Consider the following 20233-nt stretch of genomic DNA (forward strand, 5'->3'; position numbering starts at 1 on the left):
GATGCACCCAGGCGCGAACGGCGGCAGGCCGCCGCAGGCCGCCGTCGAGCGGGGCCCGTACCCCGCCGTCGAGCGGGGCCCCCACCTCGCCGCCCCGTTCGAGGAGGCCGAAGCCCTGCTGGCCGACATCCTGTTCGACTTCCAGGGCATCTCCCGACGGGACTTCCGCCAGGGCGTGCTGGAGACGATGGGCCGCTCCCCGGCGTCCCGCCTCTTCCACCTGGACGTCAAGGAGGCCGACACCCCGCGCGAACACGTCCTGGAGATCCTGCGGAGCATCCGCTGCGCCCGCGACCCCCGGGCCGTCCTCGGCTCGCTCGGCGAGGCGCTCAGGGACCACGACCCGTACGGCGGCGCCCTGCCCTGGCTGGAGGTGACCGTGCTCGCGCTGACCGCCGAGACCGGCCTCCCCGCCCGCGCCCTGCTCCACGCCATCACCCTGCTGCGCACCCTGGACCCGGCCCCCGGCCCGCACCAACTGCTCCTCCACGTACCCCCGAACGCGCCCGGCCGCCACCGGATCGACGAGCGGACCACCCTGCCCGAGGTCCTCACCCGCCTGCTGGACCACTTCGGCGGCCCCGACGCCGGCTACGCCCTGGCCTTCCTGGACGGCCTCGCCCGGGACCGCGACCTGCTGCTCCGGCACCCCCGGCTCGGCGACCTGGGCGCCCTGCTGTGCAGCCTCCCGGTCGCCCGCCCCGCGCCCCGGGAGGAGACGGCCGTCCGCCTGATCGTGCAGATCCGGCTGGAACCCGAGACCCCGGAGCACATCGAGGCCGGCCGCTACCACCTCCGGGCGTCCTGCTACCGGCAACCGCTGGCCGGCGGCCCGATCGCCCGCCTCCACGACCTCGTCGCCACCGACTCGCTCGCCCTGGAGGACCTGGTCGCCGAGGGCAGCGCCCGGCTGGCCGGCTGGCAGACCCTGCTCGCCGAACTCGGCCGGAACCGGCGCAGCCCCGTCCGGATCGAGTTCCTGCTGCCCAGGGAACTGCTCGGCCACAGCGCCGAACTGTGGTCCCCGACCCTGGACGGACGCCGGATCGGACTGCTGCACCCGGTGGTGGTCCGCTACCTGGACCGCTACATCAACCCGTGGCTGCAGACCGAGGCCTGGTACGACCGGTGGGAGCACCTGTTCGCCGACACCCTCGACCGCGACGCCGCCGACCGGATCGACTGGCCGCCCCTGCACCCCGAACGGGTCGCCGACCTGCCCGGCTGGCTCGACGGCCGCCCCACCGTCGCCTGCCTCGCCCTCGACACCCCCTACGACGAACTCGACCCCCGGGTGCGCGCGGCCGTGCTCGACGCCGTGGAGATCGACGGCGTCCCAGCCATGCTGTGGCGCCGCACCCCCGGCGCCCCGACCGAGGTGGTCGACGCCCTGCTCCGCGACCGCCCGCGCTCCCTCGCCCACCTGCCGGAAGCCGTCCACCGGCACCGCAAGGTCACCCGGGAGGCACCCGCCCAGGACGGCGTCGCCCTCTTCTGGGACGACCCGAACTGCATGGACCCGGACCAGGACGCCGGGTTCCCGGGGATGGTGTGAGGCGGAGGGTGTGGGCCGGACGGTGCGAGGCGGATGGCCGGCGGTGAAGCGGGAACCGACGGCGCGGGAAACGACCGCACACAGGGCCGAGGAGTGGGAAACGATGAGAACGAGAACGAGAACGAGAACGAGGACGAGGCGGTAACGATGCCCGAGAACTGGTGGATCTACCGGGGCACCGGCGTGCCCCACGGCGGCATCGCCGCGCTCCCGCCCGCCCCGGCCTGGCGCTCCTTCGGCGACTGGCTCGACGGCGACGAGGAACTCCCGCCGCCCCCCGCCCAGGAGGCCGCCGGCCTGACGGCCCGCCGCCTCGGCCGCGTCCAGCAGGCCACCGCCTACCAGGCCGACGAACGCGAGGTCCACCTCGTCAACCTGGCCCTCCACCTGCGCCGCCCGCTGCTGATCACCGGCAAGCCCGGCGTCGGCAAGTCCACCCTCGCCTACGCCGTCGCCCACGAGCTGGGCCTCGGCCCGGTGCTGCGCTGGCCGATCAGCAGCCGCTCCACCCTGCGCGACGGCCTCTACACCTACGACGCCATCGGCCGGCTCCACGAGGCCGGCCTGCACGCGCCGCAGGACGGCCCGCACCGCAGGCCGCCCGCCATCGGCCGGTTCCTGCGCCTCGGCCCGCTCGGCACCGCCCTGCTGCCCTGGCGCACCCCCCGCGTCGTCCTCATCGACGAGATCGACAAGAGCGACATCGACCTGCCCAACGACCTCCTCAACGTCTTCGAGGAGGGCGAGTTCGAGATCCCCGAACTCCAGCGCCTCGGCCCGGGCCCGCAGGAGGTCGCCGTCGCCGACCCCGGCCGGCGCGCCGTCGTCCGCGGCGGCCACGTGCGCTGCGCCCACTTCCCGCTGGTCGTCCTCACCAGCAACGGCGAGCGGGAGTTCCCCTCCGCCCTGCTGCGCCGCTGCGTGCGGCTGGAGATCCAACCGCCCACCGAGGAACGGCTGGCCGCCATGGTCGCCGCCCACCTCGGCGCGGACGGCAGCCCGGACGGCACCCAACGCGCCGAGCTCATCACCGAGTTCCTGCGCCGCCAGCGCGAGGACGGCGCCGACCTGGCCAACGACCAGCTGCTCAACGCCCTGCTGATGGCCGAACGCGGCCTGTGGGGCAGCGGACCGGGGCGCGACGTCATCCAGGACGTCCTGCTGCGCCCGCTCAACGAGAGCTGAGGCGGCGGCCGGTGGACGGGTTCGGCACGGGCGGTCACGGTGCGGACGGTTTCGGCGGGTCCGACGCGGACGGCGAGCCGGCGGTGCACGCCGCGCTGCGGCAGGCGCTGGCCGCCCTCGTCGCACCCGAGGACGGCGCGTCGCAGCCCCAGGACCTGGCCGACGTGCTGTGGATCTCCCAACTGGCCGGCCTCGGCCCGCTCACCGCCACCGCCACCGCCACCGACGCCGACGCCGATGCCGATGCGGACCCGGAGTCGCCGGGCGGCCACCCCGCACCCCCGGCCACCCCGCACCCGAACCCGCACCAGCCGTCCGCCGACCCCCGCCAGGACCCCCGCCGCCCCGCCGACCTCGACACCGACCCCGACCGGCCCCGACCGCCCGCCCCCACCACCCCGCGGCCCGGCCCCAAGGTCGAACTCCACCCCCGCCACGCCCCCGCCGACCCCGACCACCCCGGCGGCCCCGCCCGCGGCGCCGAGGTCGTCCAGGTCACCCGGCCCCCCGCCCTGCCCGGCGCCCTCGCCATCGCCCGCGCCCTGCGGCCGCTGCGCCGACCGCTCACCCAGCGCCCCGGCGGCCGTAGGCCCTCCCACCTCGACGAGGAGGCGACGGCGGAGGCCACCGCCGAGGCCGGGGTGCTGCTGCCGGTCTGGCAGCGGACCGAGCCCCGCTACTCCGTCGACCTGCTGGTCGACACCGGCGCCACCATGGCCGTCTGGCACGACCTCGCCGGTGAACTCGCCACCCTGCTCGAACGCCACGGCGCCTTCGAGGAGGTCCGCACCTGGTCCCTCGACACCGACCGGGGCACCCCGCACCTCACCCCCTTCCGCCGCCGCCGCACCGCCGCCCCGCCCCCCGCCGCCCCCGACCCGAACTGGTCCCGCCCGCTCGCCGACCCGCACGGGCGCCGGATCCTGTTCGTCCTCACCGACGGCGTCGGACCGGCCTGGTACGGCAAGGAGTTGGTGCCCTTCCTGGCCCGCGCCGCAGCCACCGCACCGGCCGCCGCCCTCCAGGTGCTGCCCCGCCGGCTCTGGCACCGGACGGCCCTGCGCCCCGCCCCCGTCGAGGCCCGCGCCGCCACCCACGGCCGGCCCGTCCCGCGGCTGCGCACCGAGAGCACCCTGCCCGGCATCCCGCGCGGCCGGGCCGGCGCGTCGGCCCGGGCCTCGGTCGGCTGGCTGCCGGTCCTGGAGATCGACGCCGACTGGATCGCCCCCTGGGCCGACCTCACCGCCGGCCGCACCACCGGCTGGACGCCCATGCTGGCCGCACCGCTCAGCGGGATCCCGCGCCCGCCGCGCCCGCGCACCAGGGACACGGCCGCGCGCCCGCCCGCCGACCGGGTCGCCGCCTTCCGGGCCGGCAGCTCCCCGAACGCCCACCGGCTCGCCTGCCACCTGGCGGCGGCGCCGCTCAGCCTGCCCGTGATGCGGCTGGTCCAGCGGTCGACCGTGCCGGAGTCCGGGCAGCGGGAACTCGCCGAACTGTTCCTGTCCGGGCTGATCGAGGTGCGGGAGAAGGCCGCCGACCCGGACGAGGTGGTGTACGACTTCGTCGACGGCGTCCGGGAGGAACTGCTGGGGGAGCTGACCCGCACCGAGTCGGTCCGGGTGCTGGAGCACGTCCTCGCCAAGGTCTCCGGCCGGGTCGCCGCGACCTTCGGCGGCACCCTCGACTTCCGCGCCCTCGCCGCCGCGACCAAGGACTCGCGGCACCGGCTCCCGGAGCGCAGCCGCCCGTTCGCCGAGGTCGCGGCCCGGGTCCTGGCCGGGGCCGGCGGCCAACACGTCACGATCGCCCGGCACTTGAGCAGCGCCGTCGGCGACCGGACGTTCCGGCGGGAGCTGCTGACCCCGCCCCCACCGGTCACCAGCCCGCCGGACCCGCCGCGGATGATCGGACGGCAGGAGGAACTCGACCGGCTCGTCCAGGCCTGCGAACGAGGGGGCACGAGGACCCGGCTGATCGCGATCGAGGCGGCCCAGGGCATGGGTAGGCGCCGCCTCCTCCAGGAGTACGTCCGGTTGCACGGCGGGCAGCACCCCTTCATCCACTGGATCAACGGGCAGACCGCCGACACGATGGCCACCGGCTTCGAGCGACTGCGGGCCGCCCTGGGCGCGGAGAGCGCCGACCGCCTCGACGAGCGGCTCGACGCCCACCCGAACTGGCTGGTCATCGTGGACGACCTGTGGTCGGACGACCTGTACCCGCGCGAACTCGCCCGGCTCCTCGACTCCGAGGGGGGCCGGGTGATCGTCACGACCAACTCCCGCGAGGGAAAGCCCTTCCTGCAGTCCGCGACGACCATCGTCCTCGCCTTCCTCACCGAGGACGAACTCCGCGAGGAGATCCGCCACCGCCTCGGCGACGCCTACCGGCGGATCGAGTACGCCCAGGAGTTCCAGCACCTCCTCGACCGGATGCCCCGCCGCCCGGACGAACTGGCGACCTGGCACCTGGACGAGAAACTGGCCGTGCTGGTCGGGCCGGAGGGGGCGGGGGACTCCTACTCCACCGTCCGCAGCTTCCGCCTGCCCAGCCCGGCCCTGGCGATCGCGACCGTGCCGAACGCGTACGGCCTCGGGCGCGGCTACGTCGCCGTCTACGGCGCGGACAGCCTGCTCCGCTACCTCGACGTGACGACCGGACAGGTGGTGGAACCGGCCCTGTCCCTCGGGACCACCGCAGCCGACGTCGTCGCCATGACCGAGGTCAGTGACCGGCCGGCCCTCCTCTGCACGGCGGCCCCCGACGGCGGATTCTCCTTCTGGGACGCCCGGGACGGCTCCCTCGTGTCGGGCCGGGCGGGCCGTCCGGAGCCGCCCGTGGCCATGTCGCCCTACGTGCACGGCAACGGGAGCCAGTACTACTGGACCTCCGACGCCGACGGCCGGATGTTCTTGTGGAGCTCGTTGGGCAGTGACGACGGTGACGTTCCCCTGGAACTGCCCGGCCTCCCCGGCGGCCACCGGGCCTGGGCACTGACGACCCTGCCGGGCCGGGGCGGGCGGTCACTCCTGATCGGCGTCGACCCCACCGGACGCCTCCACCGCTGGCAGCCCGAGGACCCGTCGACCGCCGAGTTCTTCGCCGCCGCCGTGGTCGACCCCGGCCGGGCGCGGACGATCGTCGGGATCAGCGGCGATGACACCCGCTGCGTGCTCGCCTCGATCGGCGACCGGGACACCCACATCCACATCTGGGAGTTCGAGGGCCGCTGGCGCCGGGACCAACGCACCGACGGTGAACAGCCCCTGCTGGACGGCCGCTTCCGCCTCATCGAGCGGATCGCCCAGGGACGGCGGAGCGAGGTGTGGCGTGCGCGGGACGAGCGGGACGGCTCGACCGTCGCGGTGAAGGCCTTCGCCCGGGAGCACCTCTTCCCCGAGCTGGACCGGGAGCTGTTCCTGCAGCAGACCGGGACGCTCGCCGGGCTCGGGCATCCGGGCATCGCCGCATTCCGCGCCGCCGGCAGCGACGCCGAACGCCTCTACCTGGCCATGGAGTTCATCGACGGATCAGACCTGAGGAGCCTGCTCGACGGCGACACCGTGCCCCCGCAGGAGGGGGCGGTGATCGGCCGCGGGGTGGCCGAGGCACTGGTGTACCTGCACGAGCGGGGGATCACCCACGGCCGGATCGAACCCGCCAACATCCTCATCCGTCCGGACGGCAGCCCGGTCCTCTGCGACCTCGGTATCGATCTCGACGGGAACGGCACGACGGACCGGACCGTGGACGTCTTCAACCTCGGTACGGTCCTCCAGGAGACGGGAGTGCCCGAGGCCCTGCACGGCCTCGTCCTCGACCTGGTGCACCCGGACCCGCGCCGCCGGACGACCTCCGCCGCCGAGGTCCTCCAGCGGATCGCCGCCTCCGGCGCCCTGATCCGCCCTGACCGCACGGCGCCGCCGCTCTTGCGGTTCACCCTGCTCGGAGAGGTCCGCGCCTGGCGCGGGGACGAAGCGGTGGAGCTCGGGTCGCGGGAGCGAAAGGCTGTGCTCGCCGCCCTGTTGAAGTACCGCCGCCGCCCCGTCCGGGTCGAGGTACTGATCGCGGAGGTACGGCACCAGTACACCTCGTCCACCCGCGACATCGACGAAGTGCGATCCCACATAACGGAGTTGAGTATGGTCCTCAACTCGCCGTCGGACCCTCGCAGGGTGCTGGAGGAGCTGGCGGACCACCACACCTGGGTCCTGAACGTCGTCTCCGAGCAGATCGACACCGTGCTCTTCGAACAGGCCCTGGAACGCGCCGAGACGGCCCGCGCCGACGCCGACCCGGCGGAGGCCCGGCGGCACGCCGAGAAGGCCCTCGCCCTCTGGCAGGGGCCGCCACTGGCCGACGTGCCGGGACCGCTGGCGGACATCGAGCGGATCAGGCTGACCCTACTGTACGAACGCGCCCAGGAGTTGATGGTCGAAACGGCGGAGGACACCCGCCTCGGCTACCGGCTGCTCGGCCCCCTACGCGTCCTGCGGGGCAGCGAGCCGCAGCCCGTCGGCTCACCGGAGCAGCAGGCCGTCCTGGCCACCCTCCTGCTGCACGCCCCGGCACCGGTGCCGACCGCGGGCCTGGTCGACGCCCTCCACGGCGACGCTCCGCCACCCCAGGCCGTCGCCGCCGTGCGCACCTACCTCTCCCGGCTGCGCTCCGTCCTCGGCGACCCCACCCAGCCGCGTGGTACGGCCGACACCCTCCAGACAGTCGGCGACGGCTACCGGCTGAACGTCGATCCGGACTCCCTCGACGTCGCCGTCTTCGAGCAGCGTCTGGCCGAGGCCCGGCGGGCGCGGGAGGTCGGGGACGTGTCGGAGGAGCACGCCCTGCTGCGCTCCGCGCTCGACCTCTGGGACGGCCCGGCGCTGGACGGCGTTCCCGGGCCGTACGCCTCCCGGGAACGCACCCGGCTGACCGAGCAGCGAATGACGGCCACCGAGGACCTGTACGCCACCGGCCTGGCGCTCGGGCGGCACTCGGAGCTCGCGAACGCACTCGAACGGCTCGTCCACGAGAACCCGTTGCGCGAGCGGTTGTGCGCGCTGCTGATGCTCGCCCACTACCGGTCCGGTCGTCGGGCCGTCGCACTCGTCGCCTACGGGCAGCTCCAGCGCGCGCTGCAACAGGACCTGGGCCTCGACACCAGCCCGATGGCGAAGCGGTTGTACCGGATGATGCAGGCGGACGATCCCGATCTCCGCACGCCCGGGCCGGCGGAGGCGCTCATCGGATCGTCCGTCGGGGCCGCCGTGTCCGCTGACCGAATCCCGGGGGGTGAATCCCTGCGGGGCGTGGTGATCGGGCGGCGCGACGATGCCCGACAGTCCCCGGTGGTCGTCGACTTCGAGGCCGATCCGCTGTTCGCCGTGTTCGGCGACACCGGATCCGGAAAGACCGCGCTGCTCCGGCTGCTGGTCAGGAGGCTCGTCGAGCGCTACACGCCGGAACAAGTGGGCTTCCTGGTGGTCGACTTCGAGGGCTCCCTGGGGGACGAGGTTCCGCCCGAGTACCTCGTCCACCACGCGGGGGACATGGCGGGCCTGGCCACCCTGGTCCGGATCCTGAGCGTCGCGGCCACCAGCCGTACGCCGGGATCCCGGGGGCACAAGGACGTCTTCCTCGTCGTGGACGACCTGGACCTCGTTGCCGCGAACGGGGACGACCCGCTCTCCGACCTCGTCAGGTTCCTCCGCCAGTCCCGTGAACTCGGTCTCCGGGTGATCGTTGCCGACCACGGCGTGGGCGCCGGCCGGGCGCGGACCGCCGAGCCGTTCCTCCGCGCGGTGTGCGACCTCGGGCGTCACGGAGTGCTGCTCTCGGGCGACGAGCAGGAGGGAAGTCTGCTCGGCTACACGGCGGCCGAGCCCCTCCCGCCGGGCCAGGGAATTCTGGTGACACCGAGGCGCTCGTCCGGAACACCGTTCCAACTCGATTGGGTACGAATGTTGGGGAGTGACGGCGGCGGATGACGCGGTGGAAACGCATGCGGCGGAGAACCCGGAGGAGCTGGACGCGATCCACGGCCGGTGGATCACTCGGCGTCACCGTGGAGCTTCGGACGACGAGGAGTACCCGGACGAGTGGTACCGCCGGCAGTGCGGCTTCTGCCGCCACTGGTTCCCGTTGGCCGGCACCCTGGGGCTGGACCACGGGGCGTGCGCGAACGGGGAGTCGGAGTTCGACGGGACGGTGCGGTTCGAGCACGACGGCTGCGAGCGCTTCGCGCGCTCGGGCCGGTGGTCCGTCCCGTCGGACTTCTGACCACGGCCGGCGGGGGATCAGAGTGCCGGGACCTCGGGGAGGCCGAACATGCCGGGGTTGGTGCGGATCTTCTCCCGCAGGTCGACCCGCTCGGCTCCCCGCTCGGCTCCCCGCTGCGCCCCCGGCTCCGCCGTCCAGGCGTACACGGGCTCGGTGAGTTCGGGGTTGACGAAGTACATCAGTGCGGTGCGCTCGGGCAGGCGCAGGTTGCGGACCTGGTGGTAGAGGGCCGGGACGCGGCCGGCGGTGAGGTCGGTGAGGACCGAGCCGGGCATCAGGATGACCTCGTCGGGGGCGGTGTCCACCGGGCGGGGGGTGCCGTCGAGGAAGAGTTCGAGGCCGGGGGCGGTGGCGTGGATGACGGTGACCAGGTGGCCGTCCTCGTGGCGGTCCTGGAGCAGGTCGCGGTCGGAGCCGGTGGCCGCGTAGTCGTTGAGCTGGAGGTAGGAGGCGGCTTCGAAGGCGGGGGCCCGGTGCCCGCCGAGTCGGGCGGCGAGCTCGCCGACGGTGTGGGTGACCAGTGCGGCGAGGTGGCGGCGCCAGGCGAGCAGGGCGTCGGTGAGGTCGGGGAGTTCGGCCGCGTGGGGGATCAGGTCGAGGCGGTCGTGCCAGAGGGTGAAGCAGTCGTTGAGGTCGGGGCGGTCGGAGCGGACCGAGAACTCGCGGCCGAGCGGGCGGTAGCCGAAGTTGAAGTCGCCGGTCGAGTAGCGGAACTTGCGTTCCGTCGGCCAGCCGAAGAACGTCCGGCTCTCGCCGAGCACCCGGTGCAGCAGGTGCGCCGCGCCGTCGTCGAGCGTGACCCGGGCGTAGCCGTCGCGCAGCAGATCGTCGGCGGCCCGCGCGGCGGCCCGCACGGCGGCCCGCGCGGCGACGTGGGTGGCGGTGTGCGTGGCAACGGTGTGCATGGTGCGTCCCTCCTCCGTACCCGGGCCCTTGATCGGGCCCCGGATCGACGGTACGCGGAGAAGATGCCGGGATTTTGAACCGTTGACGGAACGTGTGTACCGGGCGTGCGTCAGGAGTGTGTCAGGGCCGGACGGCGAAGACCCAGCGGTTGGCGGCGAGGGTGTCGTCCGGTTCGGGGAGCGGCCCGCGGCCGTAGTGGCGGGTGAACTCGAAGGGGGTGTGGTCGGTGGTGGACCAGCCGTGCGCGCGCAGGTCGGCGGGGGTGTCGGGGCGGGGGTCGGCGTCGAAGAGGGCGAGCAGGTCGATGCCGGTCCGGTCGCGGGTGGCGGTGTAGACGGGGTTGGCGCGGACGGCCGCGGACTCGATGCCGAGCTTGGCCTCGTAGGCGAGGGTGGAGCCGGGGGCGCTGAGCCGGGCGACGGTGGCGAAGAGTTCGCGTTCGGCGGTGCCGGGCAGGTAGAGCAGCAGGCCTTCGGCGAGCCAGGCGGTGGGCCGGTCGGGGCGGAAGCCGGCGTCGGTGAGCGCCTGGGCCCAGTCGGTGCGCAGGTCGGTGCCGACGGTGACCCGGTGGGGGGTGGTCGGACGGGCTTCGATGCCGTCCAGGACGCCCTGTTTGAAGGCCAGTACCTCGGGCCGGTCGATCTCGTAGAGGGCGCAGTCGGACGGCCAGTCGAGCCGGTACGCCCGGGCGTCCAGTCCGGCGCCGAGCAGCACGACCTGGCGGGCGCCGAGTTGGACGGCGCGCAGCAGCTGGTCGTCCAACGCCCGGGTGCGCAGGGCGAAGTAGCGGCCGAGCCGGCCCCACAGCGGGTCGGCCTCCCCGGCCGGGACGTCCTGGGGGTGGAGCGGCCAGTCGGCGGCGGCGGGGACGGCGCGGACGAAGTGCTCCGCGTACGGGTCCCGGGCGAGGGCGTCGGGGCGGTGGGTCTCGATCGCCCGGGCGGCGGCGACCAGGACGGCGGTGAGGGCCACGCCTTCGGCGACGGCGTGGCCGTCGGTGCCGGGGGTGCCGGGGGTGCCGGGGGTTCCGGCCGGGTCGAGGGTCTCGGTCGCGCCGACACTCATGTGCGCTCCTGTGGTCGGGGGGCGGGGGTCTCGGGAGGGTTGGTCCAGACGTCGAGCCGGTCGCGGGTGGTGACGCGGGCGCCGTACACCCGCTGCATGAAACCGAGGACGGCCTCGTCGGGCAGGTGCAGCGCTGCCGTGCAGTCGGCGAGGACGGTGATGTGGAAGCCCTTCTGGAAGGCGGTGCGCGCGGTGGTGTCGACGCACACGTCGGCGAACACGCCCGTCATGGCGAGGTGGTGGACGCCGCCGTCGACGAGGTGCCGTTCGAAGCCCGCGCTGAGGAAGGCGTCGAAGCAGGCGTGCTTGGTGAACACGGCCTCGTCCGCCCTCGGCGTCACGGCGTGGAACTCGGCGCCCCAGCTGCCGTCGAGGCACTTGGGCCGTTTGCCGAGCGCGGCGTCCCGGTGGCGCCAGCTCGCGCCCTGGTGGGCGGGGTCGCCGAGGAAGCGGACGAAGACCACCTCGGTGCCGTGGGCGCGGGCCGCGTCGACGGCCCGGGCGGTGTTGGCGGCGACGGTGGCGAGCCGGGTCGGGTCGCCGGGGTAGCGGGCGGCGGCGACGGGCCCGGCGCAGAAGTCGTTCTGCAGGTCGACGACGACCAGGGCGGTACGGCCGGTCGGCGGCGCGGCGTTCACGCGACCGCCCCGGGCAGGGCGCCGGCGGCGGTGTCGGCGGTGGCGTAGGCGGTGACGTGGCAGGCGTCGGCGTGCCGCTCGGTGTCCGCGGCCTCCTCGCGCAGCGGGACGGAGGAGTGGTACGTCCGGGGGGAGCGGGTGATCTCCACTGCGGTGTCGTGGAGTTGGGCGATCCGGTGCGGGGTCTGCTCGAAGACGGTCGCGAGTTCCGCGCCCGTTCCCCGGCCGACGGCGCGTGCGACGACGGGTGCCAAGGTGCCTCCTCGGGGCAGGGTCGAGGGGTCAGGTGGCCGGGGTGCCGACCAGCAGGTCGCCGGGGATGCCGGCCTTGTCCGGGGCGTAGAAGTCGCGGATCCCGTCGGCCCAGGTGGCGACGGTGATCCGGTCGTCGGGGGTGGGGCCGAAGGCGTCGAACAGGGCGTCGATGTTGGCGGGTCCGAAGCCGATCGCGGTCATCAGCGCGACGAACAGCGGCCGCTCGACGTACCCGTCGCCGTCCGGGTCGCCGAGTGCGGACAGCGCCTGGGCGAACTCGGCGGCGGTCGGGCCGAAGCGCTCGGGTGCCAGGACGAAGGCGCGGAACTCGTCGCGGCTGACCACGCCGTCGCCGTCGGCGTCCAACTCGCGCTCCAGGGTGGCCCAGTAGCGTCGGAAGGCGGCCCGGATGGCCTGCTTCGCGGGCTCGCCGGAGTCGGTGGCGGCCTCGACCACGCGGGCCGACATCAGCGCGAAGTCCTCGGCCTCGATCACTCCGTTGCGGTTGGCGTCGAAGAGGGTGAAGACCAGTTCGACCCGCTGGGCGGCCTCGGTCAGCATGAACGGCTCCTGGGACGTGGTGCGTCGGGGAACGGGGCGCCTCGGCGCCCGGTGGTTCCCCCACTATCGACGACCGGGCGGGTGTGAGCGGGGGCATGATCGTCGTGTTCACCTGATGGGGTGAAATCGTCCGAATGGCCCGGAGGTTGCCGGTGCCGCCCGCGCGTCGTAAGGACTCGCCCGCGCGTGAGGACAGGTCCGCGCGTGGGGTACTCGCGCGCACGCAGGCCCGCCCGCGCGTGGTCCCGGCCGCGCGGCGCCGGTCGCGGGCGTCAGCGCGCCGTGGCGAGCTGCCAGTCGGCGGGACCGGCCGGCGGCAGGTGGCCGGGCAGGCCGGGGGTCCAGCGCTTGGTGCCGTCCGGCAGGACGGCGAGCGCCTCCACCCCGGGCCGGCGGGCCGCCCAGGCGAGGGCCCGGTCCGGGCCCATCGCGAAGGCGGCGGTGGCCCAGGCGTCGGTGCGGGCGATGCCGGTGCCGGGGGCGCCCACCAGGGTGAGCGAGGCGAGGCCCTCCGCCGGTCGGCCGGTGTGCGGGTCCAGGACGTGGGTGCCGCGTTCGGCGGTGCCGGAGGTGGCGATCGCGAGGTCGCTGCCGCCCAGGACGGCGGCGAGTGCGCCCGGCCGTCCGGGGTGGGCGACGCCGATCCGCCAGGGCCCGCCGCAGGTCTGCACGTCGCCGCCGCCGTTGACGCAGAACTGCCGGGCCCCGGCGGCGCGCAGCAGCCGGGCGGCCTCCTCGACGGCCCAGCCCTTGACCCAGCCGCTGGGGTCGAGCCGGCCGCCGGGGCACTCGGTGAAGTAGCCGTCGGTCTCGGCCGCGACCTCGCGGCAGGCGTCCAGGACCGTGCGGACCTCGGGATCGCAGTCCGCGAGGGCCAGGTCACCCCGGTCGAGCCGGCTGATGTCGCTCTCCGGCCGGTACGGGGAGAACACCGCGTCGATCCGGTGCAGCCGGTCGGCGACCTGCCGCAGCGCCTCGGGGGTGCCGGGGCCGGGGTCGCGGACGGCGATCGAGAACACGGTGCCCATCACGGGCTCGGCGTGCCGCAGCACCGGGCGTCAGCCCTTCGCCCGGTCGAGGGCGCTCTGCAGCGAGCGGATGTAGCCGTCGCTGGTGTAGGTCGCGCCGCTGACGGCGTCGATCTGGGCGTTCTGCGCGGAGATCGCCTCCTGGTTGAGGGTGGGGAGGGCGTCGGCGTTGATCTCGCGGTCCCGGCGGTCCTCGGTGGGGTACTTGACCACGTCGACGCCGGTGATCCGGCTCCCGGCGAGGGTGACCTGCACCTGGACCGGGCCGTACCGGGTGTTGATCGTGTCGCCGCTGACCTTCCGGGTGGCGCCGCCCGCCGCGGACGCGGGCGCGGGCGCGGGGGACGCGGACCCGGTCCCGCTGCCCGAGGACGAGCCGGACCCGGACCCGGACCCGGAATCGGCCCCGGCCCCGGACGAGCTACCCGCCCCCGAGCTGATCACGGGCGCGTTCCCGGTCGCCTGGTGCGGTTTGAGGGAGAGCAGCAGCACCACCCCGGCGGCGGTGGCGGCACTGGTGACGACGGCTCGGCGCATGGACGGCTCCTCGTGTGGTCGGGCTCAGAAGGCGAAGGACTCGTGGTGGATCCGCCCCGGCCGCACCCCGGCCGCCCGCAGCGCCCGTACGGCCTCCGCGGTGACGGCCTCGGGCCCGCACAGGTACACCTCGTGCTCCGCGAGCCCCGGCACCAGCCGGGCCAGCGCCGCCCCGAGGTCGCCGACCTGCTCGCGGGGGCCGAGCAGCTCGTGCACCGTCGCGCCGCGCCGCCGGGCGATCTCCGTCAGCTCCGCCCGGAACAGCACGTCCTCGGCGCGCCGGGCCCGCTGCACCAGGGTGACCTCGCCCGGCAGGGTCTCGAACAGGGCCCGCAGCGGGGTGATCCCGACGCCCACCCCGAGCAGCAGCACCCGGCGCCGGCGCTGCCGGCGCCCGGTGAACGCGCCGTACGGCCCTTCGGCCCGGACCGGGGTGCCCGGGCGCAGCCGGGCGACGGCGGCGCTGTGGCCGCCGAGGTCCTTGACGGTGAACCGGAGGAAGTCCGGGCGGGCCGGCGCGGACAGCGAGTACGGGTTGGCGGCCCAGCGCAGCCCGGGGGCCTGGAACTGGAGGCGGAAGAACTGGCCGGGCTCGGCGCGGAGTTCGTCGAGCCGCCGACCGGACAGGAACAGCGACACCACGCCCGGTCCCTCCGGCCGGATCTCGGCGACCCGCAGCCCGTGCCGCCGGTCGAGCAGCCAGGGCCGCAGCAGCCGGAACCAGCCGAGCAGCGCCGCCGTCCCGAAGTAGAGCGCGTACCAGGCGGCCCGGCCGGGCCCGCCGCCGAGGTCGGCGCCGGTGGTCAGCTGGTGGGCGAAGGCCAGCGCCACCGCGAGGTAGGTGGCCAGGTGCAGGTGGTACCAGGTCTCGTAGGAGAGCCGGCGGCGGGCCGCCCGGGCGGAGACCGCTCCGGTGCCGAGCATCAGCAGGGTGCCGAAGGCGGCCTTGAGCATGTCGGGGTAGTGGAAGACGATCTCCACGCCCTCGTCGAGCGGCCCGCGCCCGTCGGTGAGCGCGTACCCCCAGACCACGGTCAGCAGGTGCACGGTGACCAGGCCGACCAGCCAGCGGCCGCCGTACGCGTGCCAGCGGGCCAGCCGGTCGGCGCCGACCCCGCGCTCCACGGCCGGCAGCCGGGCCATCAGCAGGAGCAGCACCGGTGCGGCGTACCCGGCGAGCAGTCCGGTGATCCGCCCGGCGCCGGTCAGCCAGCCGGCCGCGCCGGCCACCGAGGAGGTGTCCGCCCACCACAGCCCGAGCACGCCGAGCGCGCCGGCGGCGATCAGGCCGAGCGCGGCGCCCGGCGGCAGCGCGAGCGGCGGGCGCTCGGCCGCCCGGTGACGCGGGCCGGCCGGCGCCTGCCGGGACTTCGGTGCGGTGGCAGTGGCCATCGGGGAACCTCCTTGACTCCCGGGGGCGGCACGGCCCCGCCCGGGCGGTCCACGATCGCACCGCAAGCTCTGAGTCGCCTCTGAGCGGGCCCGCCGCCAGCGCCCGCCATCAGCACCGTTTCCCCTGGTCAGAGGCCGTATGGGGACCACGAACGGCCCCCGCTGATCTCACGGCTTTCTCATCGCGGCAGCCCGGCAGCCCGGCAGCCCGGCAGCCCGGCAACCCGGCAACCCGGAAGTCCGGAAGTCCTAGCCGACCCGGACCACGTACTTGCCCCGGACCCCGCCCGCCTCCAGCGCCCGGTGGGCCGCCGCCGTCTCCTCCAGGGGGAAGACCGTGTCCACTGCGGGGCGCAGCTTGCCCTCGACCACGTGGCGGGCGAGGTCGTCGAAGTCCGCCTGCCCGGGGTTGCCGCTGAAGAAGCGCACCCGGCCGCGTCCGTGGACGGTGCTGGCCGCGAGGTAGCCGAAGGACGCGGCGGGCCGTTTCGGGTCGAAGGCGATGGTGACCATGCGCCCGCCGGGCGCCAGTCGGCGCCGGTAGGCCCGCAGGTCGGTCCCCGCCGTGTCCAGGACCACGTCGAAGCGGTCCAGGTCCGCGGCCCGCACCGTCCGGTGGTCGATCGCCCGGTGCGCGCCGAGCCCGCGGACGAAGTCGAGGCCGGTGGCGCGGGCGAGGGCCGTGACCTCGGCGCCGTAGGCCCGTCCGAGCTGGACGGCGGCGTTGCCGACACCGCCCGCCGCGCCCCGGACGAGGAGCCGCTCGCCGGGGCGCAGCCCGGCCTTGTCCCGCAGGGCGGTGATGGCCGCGGTGGCCACCGGCAGGGCGGCGGCGTCCACCGGGTCGATGCCGTCGGGGAGCCGCCCGACCCGCGCGGCCGGCACGCTCACGTACTCGGCGGCGCTGCCGAACCCGGAGGTGCGGCCCAGGACTCCCCACACCCGGTCGCCGGGCGCGAACCGGGTGACTCCGACGCCCGGTTCGGCGACCTCGCCGGTGAAGTCCAGGCCGACCCGCTGGGGGAAGGTCCGGCCGCTCAGGAGCCGCAGACGGCCCGAACGGACGGTCAGTTCGCCGCCGTTGACGCTGAACGCGCGCACCTTCACCAGCACCTCGCCGGGGGCCGGCTCGGGGCGCGGCACGCGGCCCACGTACAGCACCTCGGGGCCGCCGTAGCGGTCGTACAGCACGGCCTTCATCATCCGGTCGTTCATCGTTCTCCCTTTCCGGCCCGGGGACTTGCGGGTCCGGCAGCGACCGTAGGCTCTCAAGCGGACGCAATCGTCCGTTTGGATCGGAAGCGAGAGACAGTGATGGTGGATTCCTCTCGGATCACAGCCCGGGGCGGGGTGCGGGCGGACGCCCGGCGCAACCGGGAGCGCGTCCTCGTCGCCGCCCGGGCGGTCTTCGCGGAGCACGGGATCGACGCCCCGATGGCCGCCGTGGCCCGTCGGGCCGGGGTCGGCGTGGCGACGCTGTACCGGCACTTCCCGACCCGGGACGCCCTGGTGCGGGGCGCGTTCGCGCAGCAGATGCAGACCTGCGCGCGGGCGCTCACCGAGGCCCTGGCCGCCCCCGACCCCTGGCAGGGCTTCCAGCGGTTGATCGAGACGGTCTGCGCGCTGCAACGGGAGGAACGCGGGTTCCCGGCCGCGTTCGTCACCGCCTTCCCGGACAGCGGGTCGCAGCACGCGCACGCCCGCCGACGGGCCGAGCGCGACGTCGCGACCCTGGTGCGCCGGGCGCAGGCCTCGGGCGCACTGCGGCCCGACTTCCACCCCTCCGACCTCGCCGTGGTGCTGCTGGCCCACTGCGCCCTGGTCACCGCCCTGCCCGACGACGGTGCGGCGTCCCGGCGCCTGGTGGCCTACCTGCTCCAGTCGTTCCGCGCCGACGGGGCCCGCGGACCGCTGCCCCCGCCGGCCGCGCTGACCCTGCGCGACCTCCCGACCGCGGCCGACGGCCGAACCCCCTCGCCGCCCGCCCACCCCGGTACATGACGTAACGTCAGAAGCTCACGCGCAGGATTCTGACGACCACGTGAGAGGTACCGACATGCCCCGCCCAGCACACATCGCGATGGTGAACATCCCGGCGCACGGCCACGTCAACCCCAGCCTGGACGTGATCCGGGAGCTGGTCTCCCGCGGCCACCGCGTCAGTTACGTCAACGACCCGACGTTCGCCGAGCAGATCGGGACCACCGGCGCCCGGCTCGTGCCGTACGAGACCGGCCTGGAGATCCTCAAGGGCCGTGCGGTCGTGCCCGGGACCAATGTGCACGGCATGGTCTTCGGCGAGGCGCAGGCCATGCTGCCCCGGATGCGGGAGGCCTTCCACGACGACCGGCCCGACCTGGTGCTGTACGACTTCATGGCGTACGCGGGACGGGTCCTGGCCGACGGCTGGGGCGTCCCGTCGATGCTGGTCTCGCCGTCCCGGATCGCCCAGGCCGACCCCGGGGCGGAGCCGTTCCGGACGGTCATGGCGGCCCTGGAGGCGGAGGGCGTACCGGAGCGCTTCGCCAAGTGGCTGGCCGAGAACGGGGTGGCGCCCCGCGACATGTTCTCGTACATGCTGCGCCCGGACCGCGGGCTCGCGCTGATCCCCCGGGCGCTCCAGAGCGCGGTCGACGAGGTCGACCCCGAGGTCTTCTCCTTCGCCGGCCCCTGCCTCGACAACCGGGAGCACCAGGGCGGTTGGACCAGGCCGCAGGGCGCGCAGAAGGTCCTGCTGGTCTCGCTCGGCTCCGCCTTCACCCACCAGCCGGCCTTCTACCGGGCGTGCCTGGAGGCCTTCGGGGACCTTCCCGGCTGGCACGTCGTGCTCCAGGTCGGCAAGGCGACCGACCCGGCGGAGCTGGGGCAGATCCCGGCCAACGTCGAAGTGCACCCCTGGGTCCCGCAGTTCGCGGTGCTGCGCCAGGCCGACGCCTTCATCACCCACGCCGGGATGGGCGGGTGCAGCGAAGGCCTGTACTGCGGGCTGCCGATGGTGGCGGTGCCCCAGGCAGCCGACCAGTTCGAGAACGCGGACCGGCTGGTCGAACTCGGCGTCGCACGGCGCCTGGACACCGAGCAGGCCACCGCCGAGGCGCTGCGCTCCGCCGTACTGGAGCTCACCACCGACCCGGCGGTGGCGGCCCGGCTGGCCGAAATCGGCGCGGAGGTCCGCGCGGGCGGCGGCGCGTCGAGGGCCGCCGACCTGATCGAGGCCGCCCTGGTCTGACACGGCCCGCGCGCTGCCCCCGCCCCCGCCCCTGGCCGGGGGCGGCGTGCGGTCAGCGCGGCGCCGTCGCCCCGCCCAAGGGGGCCCGGCGCGGCGAGACCCGGCGGTGACTGATCCGCCAACCGTCCGCGGTGCGCACCACGGTGTCCTCGTAGGAGACGGAGCCGCAGGAGCCGTCCGCCCGGACCCCCAGCCCCTTGGAACGGACCCGCACCCGGCCGTCCGCCCCCGCCGTGACGACGACATTGGTGACGTGGTGCGCGACCGGGTTGCCCGCGCCCAGCGCCCGTGCCGCCGCGCGGACGGCCGCCACTCCGGACAGCGGCTCCTGGCCGAACTCGGTGAGGTCGTAGACCGCGTCGACGGTGAACACCTCGTCCAGTCGGTCGAGGTCTCCGTCGTCGACGAGGTGACCGTGCATCGAGACCAGGTCGACGACGGCCCAGCGGTCCTCCGGGGTGAGCGACACGAGCGTCCTTTCCGGTCAGACCGAGTCGGGGGTCAGGTCGGGGGTCGGGGTGGGGAGGCGGCCGGTGAGGAGGGCGCGGCCGAGGGGGGTGGGGCGGTGGGTGACGGTGCGGCCGTCGCGGTCCTTGGTGGTGAGGCCGGAGTCGGCGAGGACGGTGGCGTGTTCGCTGGCGGAGGCGGTGGAGATGTCCAGCAGCCCGGCCAGGTCCTTGGTGGAGCACGGGCCGTGGGTGGCGATGGCCTCCAGGGCGGCGGCGCGGGTCTGGCCGAGCAGGGCGGTGAGGTTGCGGCTCGGGGCGGGTTCGGGCTCGGGCTGCAAGGGGCCGCTGATCCTCGCCGGGTAGAGGAGGACGGGCTGCTGCCCAGGGTCCTCGAAGCGGGCGATGACGGGGCGGCGGGGGCCGAACACGCAGGGCTGGAGCAGGAGTCCGCGACCGTCCAGCCGGATGTCGTGCCGGCAGGCCCCCACCAGCGGGAAGCTGAGCACCGGGCGGCGCCAGGAGACGGACGGGTGCAGCGAGGCGAGGACCCGGTCCGGTTCGCCGAGCCGGCGGCGCCGGCCGTGGTCGGTGGTGACGATGGTCTCGATCTGCCGCCGGTAGGGGTCGATCGCGCGGGTCTGGTAGTCGGCGGTGACGTTGCCGAGCAGTCGCCGGGCCCGCCGGTCGCCCGCGGCCACGCCGCGCGCGAAGGCGCTCAACTGCCTGGTCCCGCCGACCGATCGCAGGTGGTCGCGGAGCGGCTCCTCGGGCGCCTCGGCGGTGGCGCTCTCGGTGGCGCCGGGGTCGCGGCGCACGGCGAGGAACTCCGGGATGGCCGAGGGGGTGTAGAGGTCGAAGAGCAGCGCGGTCCGGGGGTTCCAGGACGCCCGCAGCCGGTTGCGCCACACCTGGAAGCGTGGATCGCAGCGGCCGCTGACCAGGCCGTGGACGCTGAGGGACAGCTCCATCGACATGTCCGGACGCTCCGCCACCCGGACGCGGTCCAAGTCGTCCGTACCGAAGATGATTCGCAGCACGGACAGGATCGTCGCCCCGCGGGCGGCCGCTCCGCAAGACCGTTCGGCGAGGACCGAATCCATTGCCCTCCGGCCCCGGGGCCCGGCAGGCTCGGAGGGCCGGCGGGGCGGCGCCCG

17 protein-coding genes are annotated in these 20233 nt (G+C 75.0%); 6 read left to right on the forward strand and 11 right to left on the reverse strand.

Annotation, left to right across the window (positions count from 1 at the left end; genetic code table 11):
• Window position 1: 1 nt before the first annotated feature.
• From ACFC1T_RS06320 to ACFC1T_RS06335, 4 genes are all read left to right on the forward strand, one after another.
• Window positions 2–1555: a hypothetical protein gene (locus ACFC1T_RS06320; RefSeq protein ID WP_375884260.1), complete on the forward strand. Its 1554-nt coding sequence runs from the start codon at window positions 2–4 to the stop codon at window positions 1553–1555.
• 93 nt (window positions 1556–1648) lie between these two features.
• Entirely contained in the window at window positions 1649–2740 is a 1092-nt protein-coding gene (locus ACFC1T_RS06325; protein WP_375884263.1) for an AAA family ATPase, read from the forward strand.
• A gap of 11 nt (window positions 2741–2751) precedes the next feature.
• Window positions 2752–8727 carry an SAV_2336 N-terminal domain-related protein gene (locus tag ACFC1T_RS06330; RefSeq protein WP_375884265.1) on the forward strand — a complete coding sequence of 1992 codons (5976 nt, stop codon included), beginning with the start codon at window positions 2752–2754 and terminating at the stop codon, window positions 8725–8727.
• A gap of 4 nt (window positions 8728–8731) precedes the next feature.
• The gene (locus tag ACFC1T_RS06335) at window positions 8732–9019 is read left to right on the forward strand and encodes a DUF3027 domain-containing protein (RefSeq protein ID WP_375884268.1); all 288 of its coding nucleotides are present in this window, start codon (window positions 8732–8734) and stop codon (window positions 9017–9019) included.
• Window positions 9020–9036: 17 nt separating this feature from the next.
• On the opposite strand, the gene ACFC1T_RS06340 is transcribed toward ACFC1T_RS06335, so the two are convergent.
• The 9 genes from ACFC1T_RS06340 to ACFC1T_RS06380 form a co-directional block, all read right to left on the reverse strand.
• Window positions 9037–9924: a 2OG-Fe(II) oxygenase family protein gene (locus ACFC1T_RS06340; protein ID WP_375884269.1), complete on the reverse strand. Its 888-nt coding sequence runs from the start codon at window positions 9922–9924 to the stop codon at window positions 9037–9039.
• 121 nt (window positions 9925–10045) lie between these two features.
• Window positions 10046–10990, reverse strand: a complete 945-nt coding sequence (locus ACFC1T_RS06345; RefSeq protein ID WP_375884272.1) for an SAM-dependent methyltransferase — start codon at window positions 10988–10990, stop codon at window positions 10046–10048.
• Complete coding sequence (locus tag ACFC1T_RS06350; protein ID WP_375884273.1) at window positions 10987–11628, reverse strand: cysteine hydrolase family protein; 642 nt, start codon at window positions 11626–11628, stop codon at window positions 10987–10989. Before ACFC1T_RS06350 ends, ACFC1T_RS06345 begins: the two co-directional genes overlap by 4 nt.
• A complete protein-coding gene (locus ACFC1T_RS06355) occupies window positions 11625–11882 on the reverse strand; it encodes a hypothetical protein (protein ID WP_375884276.1) in 258 nt (85 codons plus the stop codon). Before ACFC1T_RS06355 ends, ACFC1T_RS06350 begins: the two co-directional genes overlap by 4 nt.
• 28 nt (window positions 11883–11910) lie before the next feature.
• Complete coding sequence (locus ACFC1T_RS06360) at window positions 11911–12444, reverse strand: EF-hand domain-containing protein (protein WP_375884278.1); 534 nt, start codon at window positions 12442–12444, stop codon at window positions 11911–11913.
• A 272-nt stretch (window positions 12445–12716) separates the two neighbouring features.
• Window positions 12717–13472, reverse strand: coding sequence for an FAD:protein FMN transferase (locus ACFC1T_RS06365; protein WP_375884467.1), 756 nt, complete (start codon window positions 13470–13472; stop codon window positions 12717–12719).
• Window positions 13473–13502: 30 nt separating this feature from the next.
• Window positions 13503–14009 carry an FMN-binding protein gene (locus ACFC1T_RS06370; protein WP_375884280.1) on the reverse strand — a complete coding sequence of 169 codons (507 nt, stop codon included), beginning with the start codon at window positions 14007–14009 and terminating at the stop codon, window positions 13503–13505.
• Window positions 14010–14033: 24 nt separating this feature from the next.
• The gene (locus ACFC1T_RS06375) at window positions 14034–15401 is read right to left on the reverse strand and encodes a ferric reductase-like transmembrane domain-containing protein (protein ID WP_375884283.1); all 1368 of its coding nucleotides are present in this window, start codon (window positions 15399–15401) and stop codon (window positions 14034–14036) included.
• A gap of 249 nt (window positions 15402–15650) precedes the next feature.
• Window positions 15651–16616, reverse strand: coding sequence for an NAD(P)-dependent alcohol dehydrogenase (locus ACFC1T_RS06380; protein ID WP_375884285.1), 966 nt, complete (start codon window positions 16614–16616; stop codon window positions 15651–15653).
• Window positions 16617–16715: 99 nt separating this feature from the next.
• On the opposite strand from ACFC1T_RS06380, the gene ACFC1T_RS06385 reads away from it, so the two are divergent.
• Window positions 16716–17402, forward strand: a complete 687-nt coding sequence (locus ACFC1T_RS06385; protein WP_375884286.1) for a TetR/AcrR family transcriptional regulator — start codon at window positions 16716–16718, stop codon at window positions 17400–17402.
• 55 nt (window positions 17403–17457) lie between these two features.
• Window positions 17458–18630, forward strand: a complete 1173-nt coding sequence (locus ACFC1T_RS06390) for a macrolide family glycosyltransferase (RefSeq protein ID WP_375884289.1) — start codon at window positions 17458–17460, stop codon at window positions 18628–18630.
• A gap of 52 nt (window positions 18631–18682) precedes the next feature.
• Here ACFC1T_RS06390 and ACFC1T_RS06395 read toward each other — a convergent pair whose 3' ends face one another.
• On the reverse strand, window positions 18683–19099 hold the full coding sequence (locus tag ACFC1T_RS06395; RefSeq protein ID WP_375884291.1) for a nuclear transport factor 2 family protein: 417 nt from the start codon (window positions 19097–19099) through the stop codon (window positions 18683–18685).
• A 15-nt stretch (window positions 19100–19114) separates the two neighbouring features.
• Window positions 19115–20116 (reverse strand): ArsR/SmtB family transcription factor, encoded by a 1002-nt coding sequence (locus tag ACFC1T_RS06400; RefSeq protein ID WP_375884292.1) that lies wholly within the window; start codon window positions 20114–20116, stop codon window positions 19115–19117.
• Window positions 20117–20233 lie beyond the last annotated feature (117 nt).

The organism is Kitasatospora sp. NPDC056076 (genome assembly GCF_042266305.1).
In the GTDB taxonomy this organism is placed as follows: domain Bacteria; phylum Actinomycetota; class Actinomycetes; order Streptomycetales; family Streptomycetaceae; genus Kitasatospora.

Coding starts and splice junctions, on each gene's coding strand:
- ACFC1T_RS06320 (WP_375884260.1), top strand. CDS start 2: ATGCACCCAGGCGCGAACGGCGGCAGGCCGCCGCAGGCCGCCGTCGAG.
- ACFC1T_RS06370 (WP_375884280.1), bottom strand. CDS start 14,009: ATGCGCCGAGCCGTCGTCACCAGTGCCGCCACCGCCGCCGGGGTGGTG.
- ACFC1T_RS06360 (WP_375884278.1), bottom strand. CDS start 12,444: ATGCTGACCGAGGCCGCCCAGCGGGTCGAACTGGTCTTCACCCTCTTC.
- ACFC1T_RS06380 (WP_375884285.1), bottom strand. CDS start 16,616: ATGAACGACCGGATGATGAAGGCCGTGCTGTACGACCGCTACGGCGGC.
- ACFC1T_RS06345 (WP_375884272.1), bottom strand. CDS start 10,990: ATGAGTGTCGGCGCGACCGAGACCCTCGACCCGGCCGGAACCCCCGGC.
- ACFC1T_RS06385 (WP_375884286.1), top strand. CDS start 16,716: ATGGTGGATTCCTCTCGGATCACAGCCCGGGGCGGGGTGCGGGCGGAC.
- ACFC1T_RS06365 (WP_375884467.1), bottom strand. CDS start 13,472: ATGGGCACCGTGTTCTCGATCGCCGTCCGCGACCCCGGCCCCGGCACC.
- ACFC1T_RS06340 (WP_375884269.1), bottom strand. CDS start 9,924: ATGCACACCGTTGCCACGCACACCGCCACCCACGTCGCCGCGCGGGCC.
- ACFC1T_RS06390 (WP_375884289.1), top strand. CDS start 17,458: ATGCCCCGCCCAGCACACATCGCGATGGTGAACATCCCGGCGCACGGC.
- ACFC1T_RS06375 (WP_375884283.1), bottom strand. CDS start 15,401: ATGGCCACTGCCACCGCACCGAAGTCCCGGCAGGCGCCGGCCGGCCCG.